Annotated in this window: 13 protein-coding genes and 1 riboswitch; of the genes, 5 read left to right on the top strand and 8 right to left on the bottom strand. The window is 33.9% G+C overall.

Going from position 1 to position 20,632, the window contains the following annotated elements; all coding sequences use genetic code 11:
* Nucleotides 1-73: 73 nt before the first annotated feature.
* A complete protein-coding gene (gene ftcD, locus ABY285_RS06230; RefSeq protein ID WP_372768142.1) occupies nt 74-1,762 on the bottom strand; it encodes a glutamate formimidoyltransferase in 1,689 nt (562 codons plus the stop codon).
* 138 nt (nt 1,763-1,900) lie between these two features.
* Between ftcD and ABY285_RS06225 the strand changes: the two genes are divergently transcribed.
* The gene (locus tag ABY285_RS06225) at nt 1,901-2,947 is read left to right on the top strand and encodes an NAD-dependent epimerase/dehydratase family protein (RefSeq protein WP_372768140.1); all 1,047 of its coding nucleotides are present in this window, start codon (nt 1,901-1,903) and stop codon (nt 2,945-2,947) included.
* 81 nt (nt 2,948-3,028) lie between these two features.
* Here ABY285_RS06225 and ABY285_RS06220 read toward each other — a convergent pair whose 3' ends face one another.
* Nucleotides 3,029-5,737: a TonB-dependent receptor domain-containing protein gene (locus tag ABY285_RS06220; RefSeq protein ID WP_372768138.1), complete on the bottom strand. Its 2,709-nt coding sequence runs from the start codon at nt 5,735-5,737 to the stop codon at nt 3,029-3,031.
* Between the two features lie 179 nt (nt 5,738-5,916).
* Here ABY285_RS06220 and ychF point away from each other — a divergent pair, with 179 nt between their 5' ends.
* The 3 genes from ychF (at nt 5,917) to ABY285_RS06205 (ending at nt 11,751) form a co-directional block, all read left to right on the top strand.
* Entirely contained in the window at nt 5,917-7,011 is a 1,095-nt protein-coding gene (gene ychF, locus ABY285_RS06215) for a redox-regulated ATPase YchF (RefSeq protein WP_372768136.1), read from the top strand.
* Nucleotides 7,012-7,164: 153 nt separating this feature from the next.
* The gene (locus tag ABY285_RS06210) at nt 7,165-9,018 is read left to right on the top strand and encodes a DNA topoisomerase IV subunit B (RefSeq protein WP_372768134.1); all 1,854 of its coding nucleotides are present in this window, start codon (nt 7,165-7,167) and stop codon (nt 9,016-9,018) included.
* A gap of 102 nt (nt 9,019-9,120) precedes the next feature.
* The gene (locus tag ABY285_RS06205) at nt 9,121-11,751 is read left to right on the top strand and encodes a DNA gyrase/topoisomerase IV subunit A (RefSeq protein ID WP_372768132.1); all 2,631 of its coding nucleotides are present in this window, start codon (nt 9,121-9,123) and stop codon (nt 11,749-11,751) included.
* Between the two features lie 154 nt (nt 11,752-11,905).
* Here the strand turns inward: ABY285_RS06205 and ABY285_RS06200 are convergent, their stop codons facing one another.
* From ABY285_RS06200 to ABY285_RS06175, 6 genes are all read right to left on the bottom strand, one after another.
* Entirely contained in the window at nt 11,906-13,810 is a 1,905-nt protein-coding gene (locus ABY285_RS06200; RefSeq protein ID WP_372768130.1) for a prolipoprotein diacylglyceryl transferase family protein, read from the bottom strand.
* Nucleotides 13,807-14,571, bottom strand: a complete 765-nt coding sequence (locus ABY285_RS06195; protein WP_372768128.1) for a hypothetical protein — start codon at nt 14,569-14,571, stop codon at nt 13,807-13,809. Before ABY285_RS06195 ends, ABY285_RS06200 begins: the two co-directional genes overlap by 4 nt.
* Nucleotides 14,568-15,167, bottom strand: coding sequence for an ABC transporter ATP-binding protein (locus ABY285_RS06190; protein ID WP_372768126.1), 600 nt, complete (start codon nt 15,165-15,167; stop codon nt 14,568-14,570). The genes ABY285_RS06195 and ABY285_RS06190 overlap by 4 nt, the downstream gene beginning before the upstream one ends.
* On the bottom strand, nt 15,164-16,003 hold the full coding sequence (locus ABY285_RS06185; RefSeq protein WP_372768124.1) for a hypothetical protein: 840 nt from the start codon (nt 16,001-16,003) through the stop codon (nt 15,164-15,166). Before ABY285_RS06185 ends, ABY285_RS06190 begins: the two co-directional genes overlap by 4 nt.
* A gap of 31 nt (nt 16,004-16,034) precedes the next feature.
* Nucleotides 16,035-16,877, bottom strand: coding sequence for a class 1 isoprenoid biosynthesis enzyme (locus tag ABY285_RS06180; protein ID WP_372768122.1), 843 nt, complete (start codon nt 16,875-16,877; stop codon nt 16,035-16,037).
* 245 nt (nt 16,878-17,122) lie between these two features.
* Entirely contained in the window at nt 17,123-18,253 is a 1,131-nt protein-coding gene (locus ABY285_RS06175; RefSeq protein WP_372768120.1) for an ABC transporter substrate-binding protein, read from the bottom strand.
* Nucleotides 18,254-18,320: 67 nt separating this feature from the next.
* Nucleotides 18,321-18,528: riboswitch (cobalamin riboswitch) on the top strand.
* Between the two features lie 82 nt (nt 18,529-18,610).
* Between ABY285_RS06175 and ABY285_RS06170 the strand changes: the two genes are divergently transcribed.
* On the top strand, nt 18,611-20,518 hold the full coding sequence (locus ABY285_RS06170; RefSeq protein ID WP_372768118.1) for a TonB-dependent receptor plug domain-containing protein: 1,908 nt from the start codon (nt 18,611-18,613) through the stop codon (nt 20,516-20,518).
* Nucleotides 20,519-20,632: the final 114 nt, after the last annotated feature.

The raw sequence follows: 20,632 nt of genomic DNA, 5'->3' as shown, positions 1-20,632 counted from the left end.
AAAGAATATTAAGAATAAAAAACGTGCTGTAAACTTACAGCACGTTTTTTATTTTAGCAGTCAAAAACTAAATTTACATTTTAGAATTTATATATTTTATGACTTCTTTCTCAACGGCAATTGCTTTTTGGTATATTTTTTCACCTTTAGCTAAAATATCCTCTGCAAAAACGCGATCTTTTATGTCTTTCGCATTGATGCGAACATTAAAGTAAGCGCCAACTACGGCCGTTCTTGCACACAATACGCCAACACCGGCATCGGAAAGTGAGCTTTGCATGCCTTCTTTTAACATGGCCTGCATCACTTCCATAGAATTACAGGCAGTTTCCATCACCTCAAACGGAATTTCAGTTGCATAGATTGTCGCTTTTTCTATCGCTAGTTTGCGGGCTTCTTTTTCCTCATCAGTAGATTTAGGCATTCTGAATCCTTCAATAATTTTATTAAAAGCGTTGGTATCTTCATCTACCAACTGCAATAATTTATTTTTATAGGCCTGACCTTTTACAGCCCAATCGGAATAGAATTCCCATTTTTCATCCCAACCGGCTTTGTGCGCTGATAAATTGGCAACCATAGTTCCCAATGAAACACCTAAAGCACCCACATAGGCAGAAATAGAACCGCCTCCGGGAGCAATGGATTCCGCTGCAGTTTCTTCGGCAAAACCACTTACCGCTAAATCAATCAGTTTTTTTGTGCCGCCTTTAAGTAAATATTCAATAATTTTTTCATTTGGATTGAAAGGTTTTAAATCATCTAACCCAAGCGATTTTACGGCGATTTTTATTTTTTCTTCTTCTGAAATTCCTAAAGAACGTTGTTGTTTGCGCAAAAAATAATCTCCAGCATCTAACATGGCTTTTAACGGAATTAATCCGATTAATTCTGAACCCGTTACACGCAACCCTCTTTCAATGGAACATTTTTCGGTTTCATCAAAAGCGATGTGCATTGGTGTGATGTTGATGTTGGTTAAATTGTAGGATATTTGGGCAATGCCATACTCTTCAATAAACCAGCCAATTCCTTTAACTGCTTTTAATTTTCCCGGAATTCGAACAGGTTCACCATTTTTATCCAATATTACTTTTCCTGAGACTCCATTTTCATATTTTACCCTTCCTGCTTCACGAATGTCAAAAGCAATGGCATTGGCTCTTCTGGTTGAAGTTGTATTTAAATTGATGTTGTAGGCGATTAAGAAATCACGTGCGGAAATGGCAATAGCTCCTGATTTCGCAACAGATTCGTTAAATTCGGCAGGGCCAAAATCGGGTTTCCAAGTTGGATTTACCAATTTTTCTTTCAATCCTTCATATTCTCCGGAACGACAGCTGGCTAAGTTTTTGCGGGTTTCACTGGTTGCGGCATTTTCATAATAATAACCAGGAATTCCCAATTCTTTGCCTACGCGTTCACCTAATTTATGGGCAAAAACAGCAGCTTCCTCTAAAGTAATTCCTGAGATTGGGACTAGCGGACAAACATCTGTTGCGCCAAAGCGCGGATGTTCTCCGAAATGTTTGCTCATATCAATTAATTCTGCAGCTTTTTTAATCACTCTGAAGGCAGCTTCAATCACATTTTCCGGTTCGCCAACAAAAGTAATTACCGTTCTGTTGGTTGCTTTTCCAGGGTCTACATCTAATAATTTAACGCCTTCAACAGTTTCAACAACGGCAGTAATGGCATTTATTTTGGCAATGTCGCGTCCTTCACTAATATTTGGTACGCATTCTATTAATTGTTTATTCATTTTTTTTCATTTAACAGGTCAAATTTAGGCAGTATATTTCAATTTTTTAGCATTCTTTTTGAAATATATAGGACACATTTAAGAGGTTTGACTAATTAGTTTTATTTTTGTTTGAATTATAATATTGATATTTATTAAATGAAAAAAGTATTAATTACCGGAATGGCAGGTTTTATAGGGCATCATTTGGCGAAACTGTTAGTGAAATCGAATTATGAAGTTGTTGGATTAGACAATATTAACGATTATTACGACCCTCAACTAAAATATGCACGTTTAAGAGACTTGGGTTTTGATACCGATACAATTGAATACAATAAGTTGCAAAAGTCAGATACCATTTCCTTTATAAAATTAGATTTAACGGATTTAATCCAGTTAAAAAATCTTTTTAAAGAACAACAATTTGATTATGTGGTAAATTTAGCTGCTCAGGCTGGTGTAAGGTATTCATTGGAAAATCCTCATGCTTATGTGGACAGCAATGTTACCGGATTCTTAAATATATTGGAAAGTTGCAGGGCTTTTCCTGTGGAACATTTGTTATTCGCTTCTTCAAGTTCAGTTTATGGCTTAAGTGAAGAAATTCCTTTTCAGGAAGACAATTGCACTGATCATCCTTTGGCAATGTACGCCGTTAGTAAAAAAGCCAATGAAATGATGGCGCATTCTTATGCCAATTTATATAATATTCCTTCAACGGGATTGCGATTTTTTACGGTTTACGGCCCTTGGGGAAGACCAGATATGGCCTTGCATATTTTTACGAAAGCCATTGTGGAGGACAAAGAATTTGAAGTGTTCAACAATGGAGATATGAGTCGTGATTTCACTTATGTAGGCGATATTGTTGAAAGCATAAAGCGATTATTGCCTTTAGCTCCAAAAGAAAATAATCCGGAATTTAATCCTAAAAAACCAGTACCTTCTAAAAGTTCAAAACCGTATCAGTTGTTTAACATTGGAAATAATAGTCCGGTTGCTTTAATGGATTTTATAACAGCCATTGAAAAGGCGCTGAATAAAAAAGGAAAAATGGTATTTAAACCAATGCAGCCAGGCGATGTACAAAGCACTTATGCCAATGTTGAAAGTTTATTCAACTATATTAATTTTAAACCGGAAACCAATTTGGAAGAAGGAATTAACGCTTTTGTAAAGAAGTATTTAGAGCTTCATCCTTAGTTTTTTAAAATATTTTAGATAAAAAAAGAAGGTGTATTTTTAAAAATACACCTTCTTTTAAATTCATCTATAAATTAATTCTTATAATTTAAAAGCAATTCTTCCAAAGAAATAAGCACCATCAGAACCCATTTGAACTGAATCCATTAAACTTCCTTGATCAGTCCATCCATCATATTGCGGAGTGGCGTAGGCATTAAACAGGTTAGTACTTCCTACAGTAAAAGTTAATCCTTTCGAAAATTCATAGGAAATGTTTAAGTCCATCACCATTTTTGTTTTGTAAGTATCAGTTGCAACAGCATATAAAGCATCAGCTTCACTTTGTGTTGTTGGAGGTGAATCTACCCATTGAAAATCTTGTAATTTAACTTCACTAAATTTAGTTAAATTTGCACTTACACTAAATTTGTTATTTGTATATCCTAAATTCAAACCTAATTTATAGTCAGGTGCTGCAGCTTTTAAATAGGCTCTTGAAAAAGGGCTGAAAAATGTAAATTCATTTAAATTTCCATTGTGGATTTCATCAATTTTCAAGTCATTAATATTCCCGGTTAAACCAATATTTATAGAACTATGATCATCAATAGCCGTTTTGTACGCAAGCACTAAATCAACTCCCCGGGTTCTTGTATCAACTCCATTCGCAAAAAATTGAGCTGCATCCACTTTTAATGGACCTAAAATTGCCTGATCAGTAAAATTATCTGTAAGAATAATTCTGTCATCTACACTAATTGAATAAGCATCTAAAGTAGCGGTAAACCCCCCTTTGTTATAGGTAAATCCAATACTGCCATTTAATGCCGTTTCTTCTTTTAGCTGCTCTATTCCAAATGCTTTTGTAACTGTACTGTTGTTAGCTGAAAGCAATGAAGGAACAGATTCTCCCGCAACAATATTTGTAAATTTTAAGTTGTAGTAAAGTTGCGTTAATGAAGGCGCTCTAAATCCTGATGATACAGAACCACGAAATGATAAGTTTTCGCTGATTTTTAATCGACTTGCCAATTTGTAGTTAAAGGTGCTTCCAAAATCACTGTAATTCTCATAACGTAAAGCTCCTGCAACTAAGAAATTATCACTTATATTAATTTCAGAATCAACATAAAAACTAACATTGGTTCTGCTTCTGTCAACTTCATTAGCAGGACTATACCCTGGAAATCCTTGAGAGCCACCTGAAAGTTCGTCTCCGTTAGAATCAGTTGCAACCGTTTGGATTGCAGGATTTGTAATGGCTATACCGTTTTCATCATATAAGGCATAAGAAGCTTCTTCTCCTGAAAAAATCAAAAAGTTTTCGGTTCTAAACTCCATTCCAAAAGCAAGGCTGATTCCACTTGCAGCCTCTTCAAAATATTTATTAAAATCTAAACCTGTAGTGTTTTGTGACAAGCTGTGACCACCGGCATTAAAATCAGTAGGTGAAGCATCTTTTAAGGAAGCATTATTTGAGTTTTTGATATAATAGTGGAACATATTTTTACCGAAAGTATTGCTAAAATCAAGATCCCATCCGTTGGCCATACTGTGTTTCAGACCGGCAGAAACAGAAACATCAGTTATGTTTGAAGTAATTTGTGGTGTAAAACCGTTAGGATATATACTAGGAACAGAGCGGTTATCGCCATCTGCAAAACTGCTTCTTGAAAATGCATTGGCATTTATATCTCTAAAGCTTCTGCCTCCAAAGACGTAAATTTCAGTATTATCATTAACAGGAACCAAAGAGTTCACCATAAAACTGAAAGCGTCTACACTGGCACTTCCATATCCTTTTCTCCAATCAAAACCTGGGCGTAATGTTTTTTCTTGTGACAATAATTCAGTGGTAAAGTTAATAAATCCATTTTCACCAATCTTTACACCATAATTCAAGTCTATTTTAGTGGTTTCCCCATCAAAATTTTTATCTTCTCCATCCAGCCTGTTTTTTCCTTCTACATTAAAAAGCTCTGGCTCCCAACCATCTTGAGTTTCAAATATCTTTTGAGCATAATCTCCACCAGTCTTTGTACTATACGCTCCATAGGTAACTCCACCAACTAAACCATCAGTGGCATCATTTAGTACAATGTTAATTACACCTGCAATAGCGTCTGAACCATATTGTGCCGAAGCACCATCTCTTAAAACTTCAATTCTTTTTATGGCAGATACAGGAATTGCGTTTAAATCTGTTCCTGAATTCCCTCTACCACGAGTTCCAAAAATATTAACAAGGGAAGACTGGTGTCTTCTTTTTCCGTTTATTAATACCAATGTTTGATCAGGACCAAGACCTCTTAGAGATGCAGGTACAACATGGTCAGCGCCATCAGACCCTGATTGTTTTGTAGCATTAAAGGAAGGTGCTGCATATTGCAGAATTTGAGTTAAATCAACATTTCCGTTTTTAGCGGCTAATTCCTTTACATCTATAACATCAACTGGGACAGGGGTATCCACTGATGTTCGTTTTGCGTTTCGGGAACCTACAATTTGAACTTCCTGTAATTGCTCGCCACTTTCCAAACTTACATTTAAAATGTTATTTGTTACTTGAATTTCTTTTGATTGATAGCCTATATAGCTAAAAATAAGTATAGAGCCTTTTGCTACGGAAATTTTATAATTTCCATTAAAATCTGCAACGGTTCCATTTGATGTTCCTTTTTCGATAACACTTGCTCCAGCTAAAGGTTCGCCGGATGTGTCTCTGATAATTCCAGAAATAAGCTCTTGCGCAAATGTAATATTTGTAAAGAAACAGAGTAATACTAATAAAATGTTTATTTTTTTCATTTTTAGGTTGGTTAATGTTTAAAGCGAATATACAATTATTAATTTTATATGAAAATTTTAAACTTCAATTTTAGGGAATTATTTAAACCAAAAAAGCTTAATTTATTTCATTGAAAATACTATCTTTGCGGGCTTGTAAAAAATTACTTTTTTAGAAAAAAAATAATAAAATTAACAGTATGAAAGCCGGGATTGTAGGATTGCCAAATGTAGGAAAATCGACTTTATTTAATTGTTTGTCCAATGCGAAAGCACAAAGTGCCAACTTTCCGTTTTGTACCATTGAACCAAACATTGGTGTGGTAAATGTGCCGGATAGCCGATTGACAAAATTGGAAGAATTGGTAAAACCTCAGCGTGTGCAAACCGCAACTGTTGATATTGTTGATATCGCAGGATTGGTTAGAGGTGCAAGCAAAGGAGAAGGATTGGGAAATCAATTTTTAGCAAATATTAGAGAAACGGATGCCATTATCCATGTAATTCGATGTTTTGACAATGATAATATTATCCATGTCGATACTACTATTGATCCTTTAAGGGATAAAGAAACCATTGATATAGAATTACAGTTAAAGGATTTAGAAACTTTAGATAAAAAACTTGATAAAGTTAAAAAAGCTGCCAGAACAGGAAATAAGGAAGCCCAAAAAGAATTGGATGCTTTAGAAAAAGTAAAAAAAGGTTTAGAGTCGGCAATTTCAGTAAGAGCTATTGATTTAACCGCTAAAGAGCGTGAAGAATATATAAAGCCAACACAATTTATAACGGACAAACCGGTATTGTATGTATGCAATGTTGATGAAAATTCTGCTGTTAACGGAAATGAGTATGTAAATATCATAAAAGAAGCTGTAAAGAATGAAAATGCAGAGGTTATTATTTTAGCTGTAGGAACTGAGGCAGATATTACGGAATTGGAATCCTTCGAAGAACGTCAACTTTTTCTGGAAGATTTAGGATTAAAAGAACCTGGCGCTTCTGTTTTAATTAGAACTGCCTATAAATTATTAAATCAACAAACCTATTTTACCGCAGGCGTTAAAGAAGTGCGTGCTTGGACAATAAATATTGGGGACACCGCACCACAAGCAGCTGGGGTGATTCACACTGATTTTGAAAAAGGATTTATTAGGGCAGAGGTTATAAGTTATGATGACTTTGTGAAATACGGAAGTGAAGCCAAAGTTAAGGAAGCTGGTAAAATGCGTGTTGAAGGTAAAGAATATGTTGTGCAAGATGGTGATATCATGCATTTTAGATTTAATGTGTAATTGCGTATTGAGAAGTTAGAAGGTAGTGTTTTTTAACTTTAAACTTTTCAACTTTTTACCTTTTTTAGTGTTAATAATTATTTTGACAGACTTTTTTTTATTTCTTAAAGCAAAATAGTACTTTAGCCACGCTTCAAGAATCACACTATAAAAATGACAGATCAAACAGCATACACCGAGGATAATATTCGATCGCTTGATTGGAAAGAACATATTAGACTTCGTCCCGGAATGTATATCGGTAAATTAGGCGATGGCTCATCTCCCGATGATGGGATTTATATTTTGATAAAGGAAGTTATTGACAATTCAATTGATGAATATGTTATGGGCGCCGGCAAAACAATTGAAGTTTTGGTGAAAGAAGAGACGGTTACCATTCGCGATTACGGACGTGGTATTCCATTAGGGAAAGTGGTGGATGTAGTTTCTAAAATGAATACCGGCGGAAAATATGATTCTCTTGCTTTTAAAAAATCGGTAGGTCTAAACGGTGTTGGAACCAAAGCGGTAAACGCATTGTCATCTTATTTTAAAGTGCAATCTTTTAGAGAAGGAAAAACTGTTTTTGCCGAATTTGAAAAAGGAAATATCACGCACGTTGAAAAACCAGAAGAAACCACGCATCGCAAAGGAACCAAAGTAACCTTTGTTCCGGACAGAGCCATTTTTACAAAATTCAAATACAGAAACGAGTATATTGAAAAAATGATTAAAAATTATGTGTATTTAAACACAGGTTTAACCATCATTTTTAATGGAGAAAAGTATTTTTCCGAAAACGGATTAAAAGACTTATTGGAAGAAAATATCGATGAAGAATCTATGTTGTTTCCAATAATTCATTTGAAAGGAAATGATATTGAAGTTGCAATTACTTATAGCAAAGCACAATATAGTGAGGAATACCATTCATTTGTAAACGGACAGCACACTACGCAAGGAGGGACGCATCAAAATGCTTTTAGAGAAGCCATTGTGAAAACGATACGTGAGTTTTTTGGCAAAAACTATGAAGCTTCAGATGTTCGAAAATCCATTGTTTCGGCGATAAGCATAAAAGTAATGGAGCCTATTTTTGAAAGCCAGACCAAAACAAAATTGGGTTCTACGGAAATGGGCGACGGATTGCCTTCTGTAAGAGGTTTTATTACCGATTTTGTGAAGACGAATTTAGACAACTACCTTCATAAAAATCCGGTTACGGCCGAAAGAATTCAAAAGAAAATATTACAGGCTGAAAAAGAGCGAAACGATTTGTCCGGTATTCGGAAATTAGCCAGAGAACGTGCTAAAACAGCCAGCTTACACAATAAAAAATTACGAGACTGCAGGGTTCATTTAAGTGATTTAAAGAAAGAAAATAGGTTAGAAAGCACCTTGTTTATAACTGAAGGAGATTCTGCAAGCGGTTCTATCACCAAATCAAGAAACGTAAATACACAAGCTGTTTTCAGTTTAAGGGGAAAGCCTTTGAATTCTTATGGAATGAATAAAAAAATTGTGTATGAAAATGAAGAATTTAATTTATTGCAGGCGGCTTTAAATATTGAAGAATCTATTGAACATTTAAGATATAACAACATTGTGATTGCAACTGATGCTGATGTGGACGGAATGCATATTCGTTTGCTGTTAATCACTTTCTTTTTACAATTTTTTCCTGAACTGATCAAAGAAGGCCATTTATATATTTTAGATACGCCATTGTTTAGGGTTAGGGATAAAAAACAAACTTTTTACTGCTATTCTCAAGAAGAAAAACAAAATGCAATCAATTCCTTAAAAGGAAAACCGGAGATTACGCGATTTAAAGGATTGGGGGAGATTTCACCTGATGAATTTGCTAATTTTATTGGAGATAGCATTCGTTTGGATCCCGTTATGCTTGATAAAGAAATGTCTATTGATAAAATGCTGGAATTTTATATGGGAAAAAACACGCCCACTCGTCAAAAGTTTATCATAGAAAATTTAAAATTTGAATTGGATAAAATTGAAGAGTAATTTTTATTGATGAGTTAATCTTTTTTAGCTTAAAACTTACTGCTTACAACGTTTAAAAACAGCATGCTACCTTCTTTATGAAGGATTTTGGAATTGAATACTATGGAAGAAGAAGAAATCAACGAAAACGAACATTTAAACGAGGAATTTGGCAATCAGGAAACCATTACCAAGGTCACAGGAATGTACAAAGACTGGTTTTTGGACTACGCCTCTTATGTTATTTTAGAGCGTGCAGTTCCTGGTCTAAGAGATGGTTTTAAACCAGTTCAACGAAGAATCATGCATTCTATGAAGGACTTGGATGACGGACGCTATAATAAAGTGGCAAACGTTGTTGGTCACACCATGCAATACCATCCGCACGGCGACGCTTCTATTTCTGATGCTTTGGTTCAACTGGGCCAGAAAGAATTGCTCATTGATATGCAAGGAAACTGGGGGAATATTTTAACCGGTGACCGGGCTGCCGCAGCGCGTTATATTGAGGCCCGCTTGTCTAAATTTGCGTTGGATGTTGTTTTCAATCCAAAAACTACAGAATGGCAATCATCCTATGATGGCAGAAAAAAGGAACCAATAGATTTACCCGTTAAGTTTCCGTTGTTGCTGGCTCAAGGCGCAGAAGGTATTGCGGTTGGACTTTCAACTAAAATATTACCCCATAATTTTAATGAACTGATAGACGCTTCCATAAAACATTTAAAGGGAAAACCCTTTACGTTGATTCCAGATTTTTTAACCGGAGGAATTGCAGATGTTTCTTCATATCAAGATGGAAAAAGAGGAGGGAAAATTAGAGTAAGGGCAAAAATAGGACAACTCGATAAAAAAACATTGGTAATTACCGAAATTCCTTTCGGAACAACAACATCTTCTTTAATTGATTCCATTTTAAAAGCAAATGATAAAGGGACAATTAAAATAAGACAAATAGAAGATAATACCGCTGCCAATGTTGAAATTTTAGTGCATTTGCCAAGTGGTATTTCACCTGATAAAACCATTGATGCTTTATATGCTTTCACCAGTTGTGAAAATCCGATTTCGCCTTTATGTTGCGTTATTGATGACAATAAACCAGTATTTATTGGTGTTTCGGAAATATTAGTTCGCTCAACGAACCATACCGTAGAATTATTAAAACTTGAACTTGAAATTCAATTAAATGAATTGGACGAGCAATGGCATTTTGCTTCTTTGGAACGTATTTTTATTGAAAATAGAATTTATAGGGACATTGAGGATCAGGATACTTGGAAAGGTGTGATAAAAGCGATTGATGAAGGTCTGAAGCCACACATAAAGCATTTAAAACGTCCCATTACTGAAGAAGATATTGTTCGTTTGACAGAAATTCGAATTAAAAAAATATCAAAATTTGATATCGATAAAGCCAAACAATTTATAGAGAGTTTAGAAGAAAAAATTGCTGAAGTTAAAAAGCATTTGGCCAATATTATTGATTTTTCCATTGACTATTTTAAAAACTTAAAACTAAAATACGGGAAAGGAAAAGAGCGTTTAACAGAAATTCGTTTATTTGACGATATTATTGCAACCAAAGTGGTGATGCGAAACACTAAACTCTATGTAAATAAAGAAGAGGGATTTGTAGGTACTTCCTTAAAACGAGATGAATATGTTGACGATTGTGCAGATATTGATGATGTGATTGTTTTTAGAAGAGACGGGGTAATGGTGGTTACGAAAGTTGATTCTAAAACTTTTGTAGGAAAAGACATTATTCATGTGGCTGTGTTTAAAAAGAGCGATAAGCGTACCGTTTATAATATGATTTATCACGATGGAAAAAACGGACCAAGTTATATGAAACGTTTTAATGTGACTGGGGTTACGCGTGATAAAGAATACGATTTAACCGCTGGAAACAAAGGGTCACAGGTTCTCTATTTTACCGCAAACCTGAATGGGGAAGCAGAAACGGTAACCATAAATTTACGTGCTGTTGCCAGTATTAAAAAATTGAAATGGGATTTGGATTTTTCAGATTTAGCCATAAAAGGAAGAAGTTCTAAAGGTAATATAGTTACAAAACATACCATTAAAAAAATTGAATTAAAATCGGAAGGGGTATCAACGCTTAATGCGAGAAAAATTTGGTTTGATGAAACCGTTCAAAGATTAAATACCGATGCAAGAGGTGAATTATTGGGAGAATTTAAGCCGGAAGACCGATTGCTAATTATCAACCAGAAAGGAATTATTAAAACCATTAAACCGGAACTTTCTACCCATTTTGAAAGCGATATGATTGTGCTCGAAAAATGGACTCCGGAAAAACCGGTTTCTGCAATTTATTATGATGGTGATAAAGAAAAATACTTTGTAAAACGATTTATGATCGACAATCCAAACAAAGAAGAACTTTTCATTTCAGAGCACCCAAAATCACAATTGGAAATGGTTGTTACAGATTATAGACCAATGGCAGATATCCTGTTTTCAAAACGAAATTTGGAGCCTATCTTATTAAATTTTGAAGAATTTATAGCAATTAAAGGAATAAAAGCACAGGGCAACCAGTTAACTTCCGATAAAATTAAACAAGTGAATATGTTGGAGCCATTACCTTATGAACCCCCAATAATTGAAGATGTAGAAGTTAATGATGAAGAGGTTATTGATAATAATACGGATTCTTCTGATGATAATTCCAATTCAGAAAATGACAAATCTGATGATGGCGAGGGGCAAATTAAATTGTTTTAAAGCCCCCTAAAACTCCAGAAAGTAAAAGCTCAAGGAAAAAAGAAAACGGAGAGGAGAAAAAAGGTAGTTTAAAATGCGGGACCTTCAGATTCACTCCACTATTTTGGTAATGATAACTCATCCCAATTCGCAAAATCCAACAGCGAATGATTTATCAAACCAATCTTGAAAATCTTGCATTCGAATTGGGAAAATCAACACCCATTGCAATAAAGGTAATTAAACCTCCCAAAAATGCCGAAACTGCTATTTCCCAATCAATTCCTGGTTGTAATTCCACAATTTCAATAGCCAAAGTTGTCATTCCAATGCCTATTAAAACGGATATAATTGCTGTCCATTGATACAACCGTAACCCTTTCCAAATAATTGTTTGAACTTCTCCGCGATAGGCCTCCTCAACAAATCTGCCAATTCCCGTTAGAATTAGATAAATTCCAAAAATAAATGGATAGGAAAAATGATTTCTCCAAAGGGCAAGAAGAATAAACCCAATGAGAAATAACCAAAGTATTGAATAAAGTGGCGTGGGATGAATCAATGCTCCTTCCAAACCGGAGATACCACATACCCTTGAGCGATAATGAAAATATCGAATCCCGATTTTTTGACTTTTTGTCGGACTTCCATGGCAACAACCATTCACCAAACAACGAAAGCGACCAATGGCCTGAACCCAAGGCATAACTACTGAAACAACCCCAATAATCACCCATACATTAACGCCCATAAACCAAACAACAAAACTTGCAAACAGAATTCCGACCAATGCGCCATAATAACCAAAAGGTCTTTTTAATTTTTCAGATCCTTCAATTATTTGAGCCCATAATGCCGAAAAAATAATTACTGAAATTGCAAATGCCAACAGTGCCCAAGCGTAAACTTTTCCAGCCAAATAACCTGCAATTAGAATGCCTAAAAAAGAGCCAAAGCCAACATAAAATCCATGATTAATGACTCTGACAGGACCGAAAACCCATTCTTTCCAAGAGTTTGCAATTTTCTCAACAAAGTTTTTCGAGAACATCCAAATTCTTTCATAAAATGAAGCCAGAATAAATATAAACAGAGAAATGATGAAATGCAGTATGGGAGAGTTGCTGTTAGTCAATTGGACAATTCCAATAAAAATTGCGAACAGGTAAAAAATAAAGGCAAACTTCTTAAATTGTTTTAAATAGGCTTTTAGTGATAGCAAGATTAAAAAAAACGGTAAATTAATGAGTACTATTGATATCGTTTCAAACGTGCTTGAGGTTTGGAGATTTGGAGATAAATATTGCGCTCCAACAGATGGCCATAATAAAGAAATATATACAGATGAAATAATAGCGATAAGTATTGAAATAGTCCATTCTCGCAGGATGTATTTCTTTTTTACCACAAAAGGAACAGCAATAATAAAAAGAAAACTTAAATAATATTCTTGAAGTCCTTTAAAAACAAGGCTGATACTCCAAGAATCGCCATATTCTGGAAGCACATCACGCACTAGGAAGATAGTGATGTAATTTCCCATAAGAATTGCAATAAACGCCATTAAAAAGGAGGAAATGAGATCTACTAAACTCGCGTTTTCTTCCCCTTTAGCTGGAATGTCAAAATGCACTTTCATTTTCTCATCCGGGAAGCGTTCCTTTAAAGAAATATTTTCAAATCCAAGCACTAAAGCTAAAACACATAGGATGGTTAAAGGAGTGACAAGCCACAAACCACTTGAAGAGCCTATAGCAATGAAAAAGCCAATTAACAAAAGTGCAAAGCCCCAATATATCGGGTGTCTTAAATAGAGATAAGGCCCTTCTTTAACAAATTTAGGAGGTGGATATGCATTCATGGGCAGTCCTTTTCCATATTTTGCAAGAGAATACATTCCCCAAAAAATGAGTATTATTCCAAGTATACCGATACTTATTCCCCAAATTGTTGATTTTATGGCGGGATATTGCACTATATTTTCGGTATATTCTGCCCAGAAGAATAAAAGCAAGGGCACAAAAAATAAGAACAGAAACGCATAAAGAACTTTGCCTAAAAGAGATTTTGAATTTTTCATTTTTTGATTTTCATTTTGTTAAAAAATATAATCATAGCCACAATAAGAAAACACAATCCATAAAGCAAACTGTTTAAGCCCGCATTTATGACGGAATAGTCCGTAAATGCTGCGATAATTGCAGTTTGAGAAGGGAAATATGCGGGAAGAAATCTAATAAGCTCTTGATTTTGGGCTTCTGCATAAAATAACGGATTTTGTAGCCAGCCAGCATCAATATTAACCAATAAAACAATAAATAAAATCCCTTCCAACTCTCCCTTAATAATGCTTCCTACCGCCAAACCATAACAACCATAAACAAATCCGGTAAGTAATAATCCAAAGATTAATAAGAACAAATGGTTAAATGAAAAAAATGCACTAGATAGCAGGCCAATATAAACAGCAATCAGAATGATAATAAAAAGCAAGGAAATAAGATTTGATAAAAGAAGTTCAAGCGGATGATATCCGCAAATGATCAATCGTCTGTTCGCTTCGTTATTCTTCTGAATAAGGTTTAATGCTAAAAATGAGACTAAAAATCCTGTTATGGCTACCGCAAAAAATAAAAGCGAAATTTCTTTTTCACTAACTTCAATAAAAACTTCAGATTCTAAAGAAGCAAGACGAAAAGGAAGGATTCTATTTGAAGTTGTTAAAGCAACAATAGAAAAGAAAACCGCCGGAATTATGACAAACAAGATTAGCACAATCCTTCGACGGATTAACATTCGTAAAATCATTGAAACACTAATATAGATACGGATTAATTTCATGTTAAATATCCATCTTTCAAATTAAATATAAAATTGAATCGTTTTTTTTCAGTTTGCAGGTGTGTGACAATTAAAATAGTGCAACCTTTTTTCAATAACTCGTCGGATAAATCCCAAAATCGCATATAAGTATTCCAGTCAAAACCATTATAAGGTTCATCTAGAATAAGGAGATCCGGTTTGTGCAATAAAGCAAGGGAAAGGTTGAGTTTTTGCTTTGTTCCTTCGCTTAAAATTTCAACTTTATCATTTCTATGCTTCTCAAAATTAAAATATTGAAGAAAATAATCAGCGTTAAGCTGGCTGTTGTTTTTTTCCAATCCATAAGCCGCACTAAAATATTTGAAATGCTCTTTAATGGTCAATTGAGAAAAGATAAGTGGTTTTTGAGGGCAATAACCAAAACTTCCATTCATCATTACTTTGCCTTCATTCGCCTTCAATTCTCCGATAATAATCTTAAGCAACGTAGATTTCCCGGAACCATTTTCTCCGACAATACCGTATAATGCACCTTCATTCATTTCAAAAGTTATCCCTTTTAATATCTTTTTCTTTCCAAAAGATTTAACAATATTTTCGGCTCTTAGAATCATTTTTTAGAAGGGTTAAAATCGATAAATTCATGAATTGCCCATCCGCTATTGATTATTTTTCCAGATTTTTTTAAAACGCCATAGCTAAGCCATTTAAATTCGTCGGCAGTCAAAAAATTAGTTGTCATTGCTTTGTTAAAATCTGGAAGGTAGGTGAGTAGGTCTTTAACTACTTTCAGTATTTTTTTTTCTGCCCCTAACACAATTCTTCTATCCAATTCCAGAGAAATATCTTTAGACGGAATCATTATTTTATCATCTTTAATGAGGACGTTTTCAATTTTTTTACCATTTAACCAAATCCACTGTTGTTTTTTTTCGCCTATCAATTCAATCCAAACAAGTTGATTTTCTTGAGATAAATACCTTCCCCACCTAAGTTCATTCATAGGAATTTTCCAAGGGGCAATGGTTAAGCGTAATTCTTCTGCATATCCAATTCCTGTTATTTCTTTATCATTTACTTCTAAATGCACCTTTGACATAGGTTGGTAGCAATTCCAATCTAAATTGCCTTCTTCTGAATTATATAGTCTGTCGTGAACGGAAGAAGCTAATGCTTTCCAAGTGCCAGATACTTTAAAGGTTTTGCCATTCCAAGAAATAACGCCATCTTTAATTTCCGGTAATTTCACTGATCGATAACTTGATTTTTGAGTTAAACCAGTTTTAGCATTGTAACTTAACCAATTGGAATACAGGGCTTCCCGTCTTTTCCATTTTAATTTAGCTGCATAGAAAATCATGGCGTCTCCATCATCCGTAATGCAATCAAGAAACCATTTTTGTAAGAAGAAATCATTTGGCGAATCTGATTTTGTTTGAATATTTTCCATACAATAGCATTTATTAATTAACCTGGAATAATTACTTTTCCCGCAGTGCTTTTTTAAAAAATTTTCTTGCGGGAAATTCATAAACAATCGGGAAAGTTGCTCTGGTTAACAGAGAAAACCTGCCTTCCGGCAATCTTTGATGATGTTCTTCCAGCAAGGCTAAACCTTGTTCAGCCCGGTATTGGAACCATTTTTTTATACCTGCTGATTGTCTATTGTGTAAATCTGCCGTTTCAATTCCAAACAGCAGGCATTCTTCCTTTGTTATATTCACATATCCGGCCTTTATATCCGCTTCAAAATCTTCAAGATCAAATTGATATCGGGTGGCAATTCCAAGAGGTTTCAAAAGTTTATATTTTTCGGGATCTTCCTTAAAAATTTTAAGCGTGGCTTTTATGGTACCTCTAACATCCATCAAATGGAAATGGCGCATTAATTCCTTTTCCGGGAAAATGATTCCTTTTCCTTTTCGGTTTGCATCAAAAAGAAGCGAATAAAGAATATCTTTTGTTTCCATTTGAAAATCTTCATGAAATCTTTTTGCCAAATTAAAACAATGCAGCATCAAAAAATCGATTTCATCTTTTGGATTGTCTGGATTTTCAGAAAATTGAATTTTTTCCTTAAGGAAGTTAACGGTGTCTAAATATCCTAAAGGTAAAGGAGCATCACCATCAACAATATCATCAAGATATCGCATTAAGGTATAGTACGATTCAAGGAAATCACCTCGTGTTGGACTAAAAGAAACGTATTTAAAAAATCTAAGATAACGAAGAAATGCACGATATTTCCAACCTCTGGTTTTTAGCATATGCTTAAAAACACGTGAGCGCATATTCTTTGCGTTTTCACCTAAATTTTCAGCCATCATTAAATTTTTAATCGTTAAGGCTAATTATTACAATTTTTTTAGTCTAAAGTGTTAACTATTCAAGTTACTGTTAAATGTAGTGATAATTAATGAATTAGATAAATTTAGGATAGAAAAGTTAGTTTGGTAAATAGGAATTTGAGTAAGGCAAGAAGTTTTTGAAGTACTTCTTTTGAAATATGATTTAGAATTAAAATGGAAGAGTACTATTTATGTATCAAGAATATAAAATGTAATTATTTTTACTTCAACCTTTCATAAAAGGTTAATTCATAGTTTTTTAAAAGTTCCGGATGCGCAATTTTAATCAGATCTTTTAAAACCAAATCCGGTCGGGCAGGAGCCAGTTCAAAATAAATAATACCGCCATTTTCTCCTTGTTTATTCACATAAGTGAATATGTTTTTGTTTTGAACTGCCCTTAATTTTGGGTACATATCATTTGCATTATTAAGTTGCTCCAAGGTTTTATAATAGCTAGGGGAAATCCAAAATTCTGCATCTTTTCCTTTCTCAAACACATTTTCAATATTTAAGGAAAGGCTTCCTTTTCCTTTGGAATCTTTCCATAGATAATTTGTATTTGCATCCTTCAAAAAAGCTGCTTCAAAACTGTCGCCGGCAGGTAAATTCCAAACATCTTTAAAAAGTCCGCCCGAAATTACGGTTGGTTTTTCTGTTGCTTTTGAAGCAATATCTTTTGCTTCCAGATAATTTTTTTCCAGAACATTAAAAATACTGTCAGCCATTTTTTCTTTGTCGAACAAAACCCCAAAAAACTTAATCCATTCTGCACGACCAAGTGGTGTTTCTTCAAGCCAATCCCCATTCAACAGCACTGGGATTCCCAATTTTTCAATGGTTGAAAACGTTTTATTATTGCTGTTTAATGAGAAACCAACCACCAAATCGGGTTTTAAATCGAGCAGCAATTCGGTATTGATACTTTCTTCGTGGCCAAGATCTTTAATAAATCCTTTTTCGATTAAACTTCTCGTTTTTGCCGATGAAACGTAATCGGTATTTGGAAATCCAGCCAATTTATCTTCAACATTCAATAATTCTAAAAACGGAATATGCGTGGTGCTGGTTACCACAATGGAATTGATTGGAATTTGGATGGTTTTTAAATCACTTTTTGATTTATTGGTCACAAGTATATACTCAAAAGTTTCTATTGAATTTTGATAAGGTGCTTTTACTGTAAGTTTTGTGTAATTGTTATAATGCTGAATATCAAATCCTTTGGCATATTTTAGGGTGCTTTTGATATTTGTTTCCGCATTTAAAGCATCGTTTTTTTTATCAGCTTTACAAGAAATTAGCATTATAAAGAGCGTAAATATGATAATTTTAGTGATTGACGATTTCATTAAAAAATAATTTTCACAAAAGTAATATTTTAGAAATTTAATACGGCTAAATACACTTTATTAATTTAACTTTACGCCAGATTATGGTTCTTATTTATACTTCTGTATAACCAAGTGAAAAGGGAATTCGGTTAAAATCCGAAGCTGTTCCCGCAACTGTAAGCTTAGCCAAGAAATTGGTGGTTGTTATTAACTTTAAACCACTGTTCAAGTAGAATGGGAAGGTGAATAACAATACGCAAGCCAGGAGACCTGCCAAAAATCTGTGATAGTTCAAGCTTTCGGGAGAAAGGTTTGAGTATGGTTGATCTATACTTAAAAATTTCCTGATTTATTTTATTAATTAAATCAAAAAAAATGAAAAAAAATTCATTTCATGCAAGTGCGTTATGCCTGTTTTTTGCATTAACCACTGTAACTGCTCAACAAAAAAAAGACAGCATTGAGCAATTAAACGAAGTTGTAGTTACTGCAACAAAATTTGCCATCAAAAAAGAACACGTAGGCAAAATTATTTACCAAATTACTCCAGAAGAAATTGAACATCAAAAGGGAAAATCCGTTGCTGATATTTTAGACAATATTGCAGGAATTACCATTAATGGCAGTAACAGTTCAGCCGGAAAAAACAAAAGCATTTACATAAGAGGTGGCAGAGACCGCCATGTGATTGTGCTTATTGACGGTGTTTCGGTAAGTGATCCATCTGGTATAAATACAACTTTCGATTTACGCTTGCTTTCACTTAGTCAGGTAGAATCTATTGAAGTAATGAACGGTGCCGCCAGTACTTTGTACGGTTCAGGAGCTGCTACAGGAGTTATTAATATTAAATTAAAACAACCTGTAGAAAAACCAATTTCACTTAACTATGAAGTTTCTCTGGGAACCAACAATTCGCAAAACGATTCAAAATTAAACTTTAAGGATTTTAATCAAAATATTACGGTTAATGGTATTTTGAACAAATTTAGTTATTTGGCGGCCGGTAATTTTTCTAAGATTAACGGACTGTCGGATGCAAGTGATGAGAATAGCGAAGTGAAATTTGAAAGCGATAAATTTGAGGCATCAAATTCTTTTGTGCGTTTGGGCTATAAATTTAATCAGAAGTTTAATGTTCAGCTATTTAGCAATTATGACAAAAATGTTTATGATTTTGATGCCGGAGCATTTTCGGATTCCGACATTAACATTGGAGAAAATGAGCAGCTTAGATTTGGTTTTTCATCAAACTTTAATTATGAAAAAGGAATTTTATCAGCAAGCGCATCTTACAATAAAAATGACAGAATGTTGGACATTTTTAACAGCTGGTCAAATGCTACAGATCATTTTGAATATACAGGAAAAACGTATGTTGCAGATGTCATAAACAATTATAAATTTTCGGATAAATTTCAATTAATTACCGGGTTAAATTATCAGAAACAGAGCAATGAAACAAATAGTCCGTATGGCGATATAAATGAAGGGCTGGCAAATTACAACACTATAGATCCTTATTTTACTGTAGTTTACAACGCATTATCCGGGTTTAATATAAATGCAGGAGCTCGCTTAAACAATCACAGTGAATATGGAAATCACTGGGTTTATAACGTGAATCCTTCTTATAATTTTTCAAAGGATTTTAGGTTAATAACCTCTTTAAGCACTGCATTCATTGCGCCAAGTACCTATCAGTTATTTTCTCAATATGGAAATGTGGATTTAAAACCAGAAGAAGATAAAAGTATGGAATTCGGATTTATTTATTCAATAAAAAAGAAGGTTGAAATTAATTCCGTATTCTTTTACAGAGAAGAAGAAAATGCCATTATATTACCCGATTATGTGACTTATTCCAATTCCAATGAAAAACTAAATGCAAAAGGTGTTGAAACTGAAATTAAATTTGATATTCTTAAAGAAACTACAGTTAGATTGGGTCATACCTATATTTACAAAAATGCTGATATTGATTATATCCCAAAATATAAAATAACGGCATTAATTGAAACCAACAGCATAAAAAATACCTATTTGTCTGTTCGTTTTAAAAATATTTCAAAAAGAACCTATTTTGACCAATGGGGAACAGGAGATAATATTAATTTAAAAGCTTATAGTTTGGTCGATTTATTTGCAAGCCATCATTTGATAAAAGACCGACTTTCTTTGATTGTTCAAGCCAACAATATTTTCAATGAAAGTTATGTGGAAACAATTGGATACACTACCAAAGGAAGAAACTTTAAAATGGGATTGAATTTTAAATTTTAAGAAGGTTATAAACTTTAAAATTGATTAATATTTAGAACTTGTTTTGGTATTTTTAATAGTTGACTTGGCTATTTTAATATGTCAAAACAAGTTTTTTTGTTAAGCAAAAAACAA

This window comes from Lutibacter sp., assembly GCF_041555395.1.
Taxonomy (GTDB): Bacteria; Bacteroidota; Bacteroidia; order Flavobacteriales; family Flavobacteriaceae; genus Lutibacter.
Note: the sequence above shows the minus strand (reverse complement) of the source record. Positions and strands in the feature narration are given on the sequence as shown.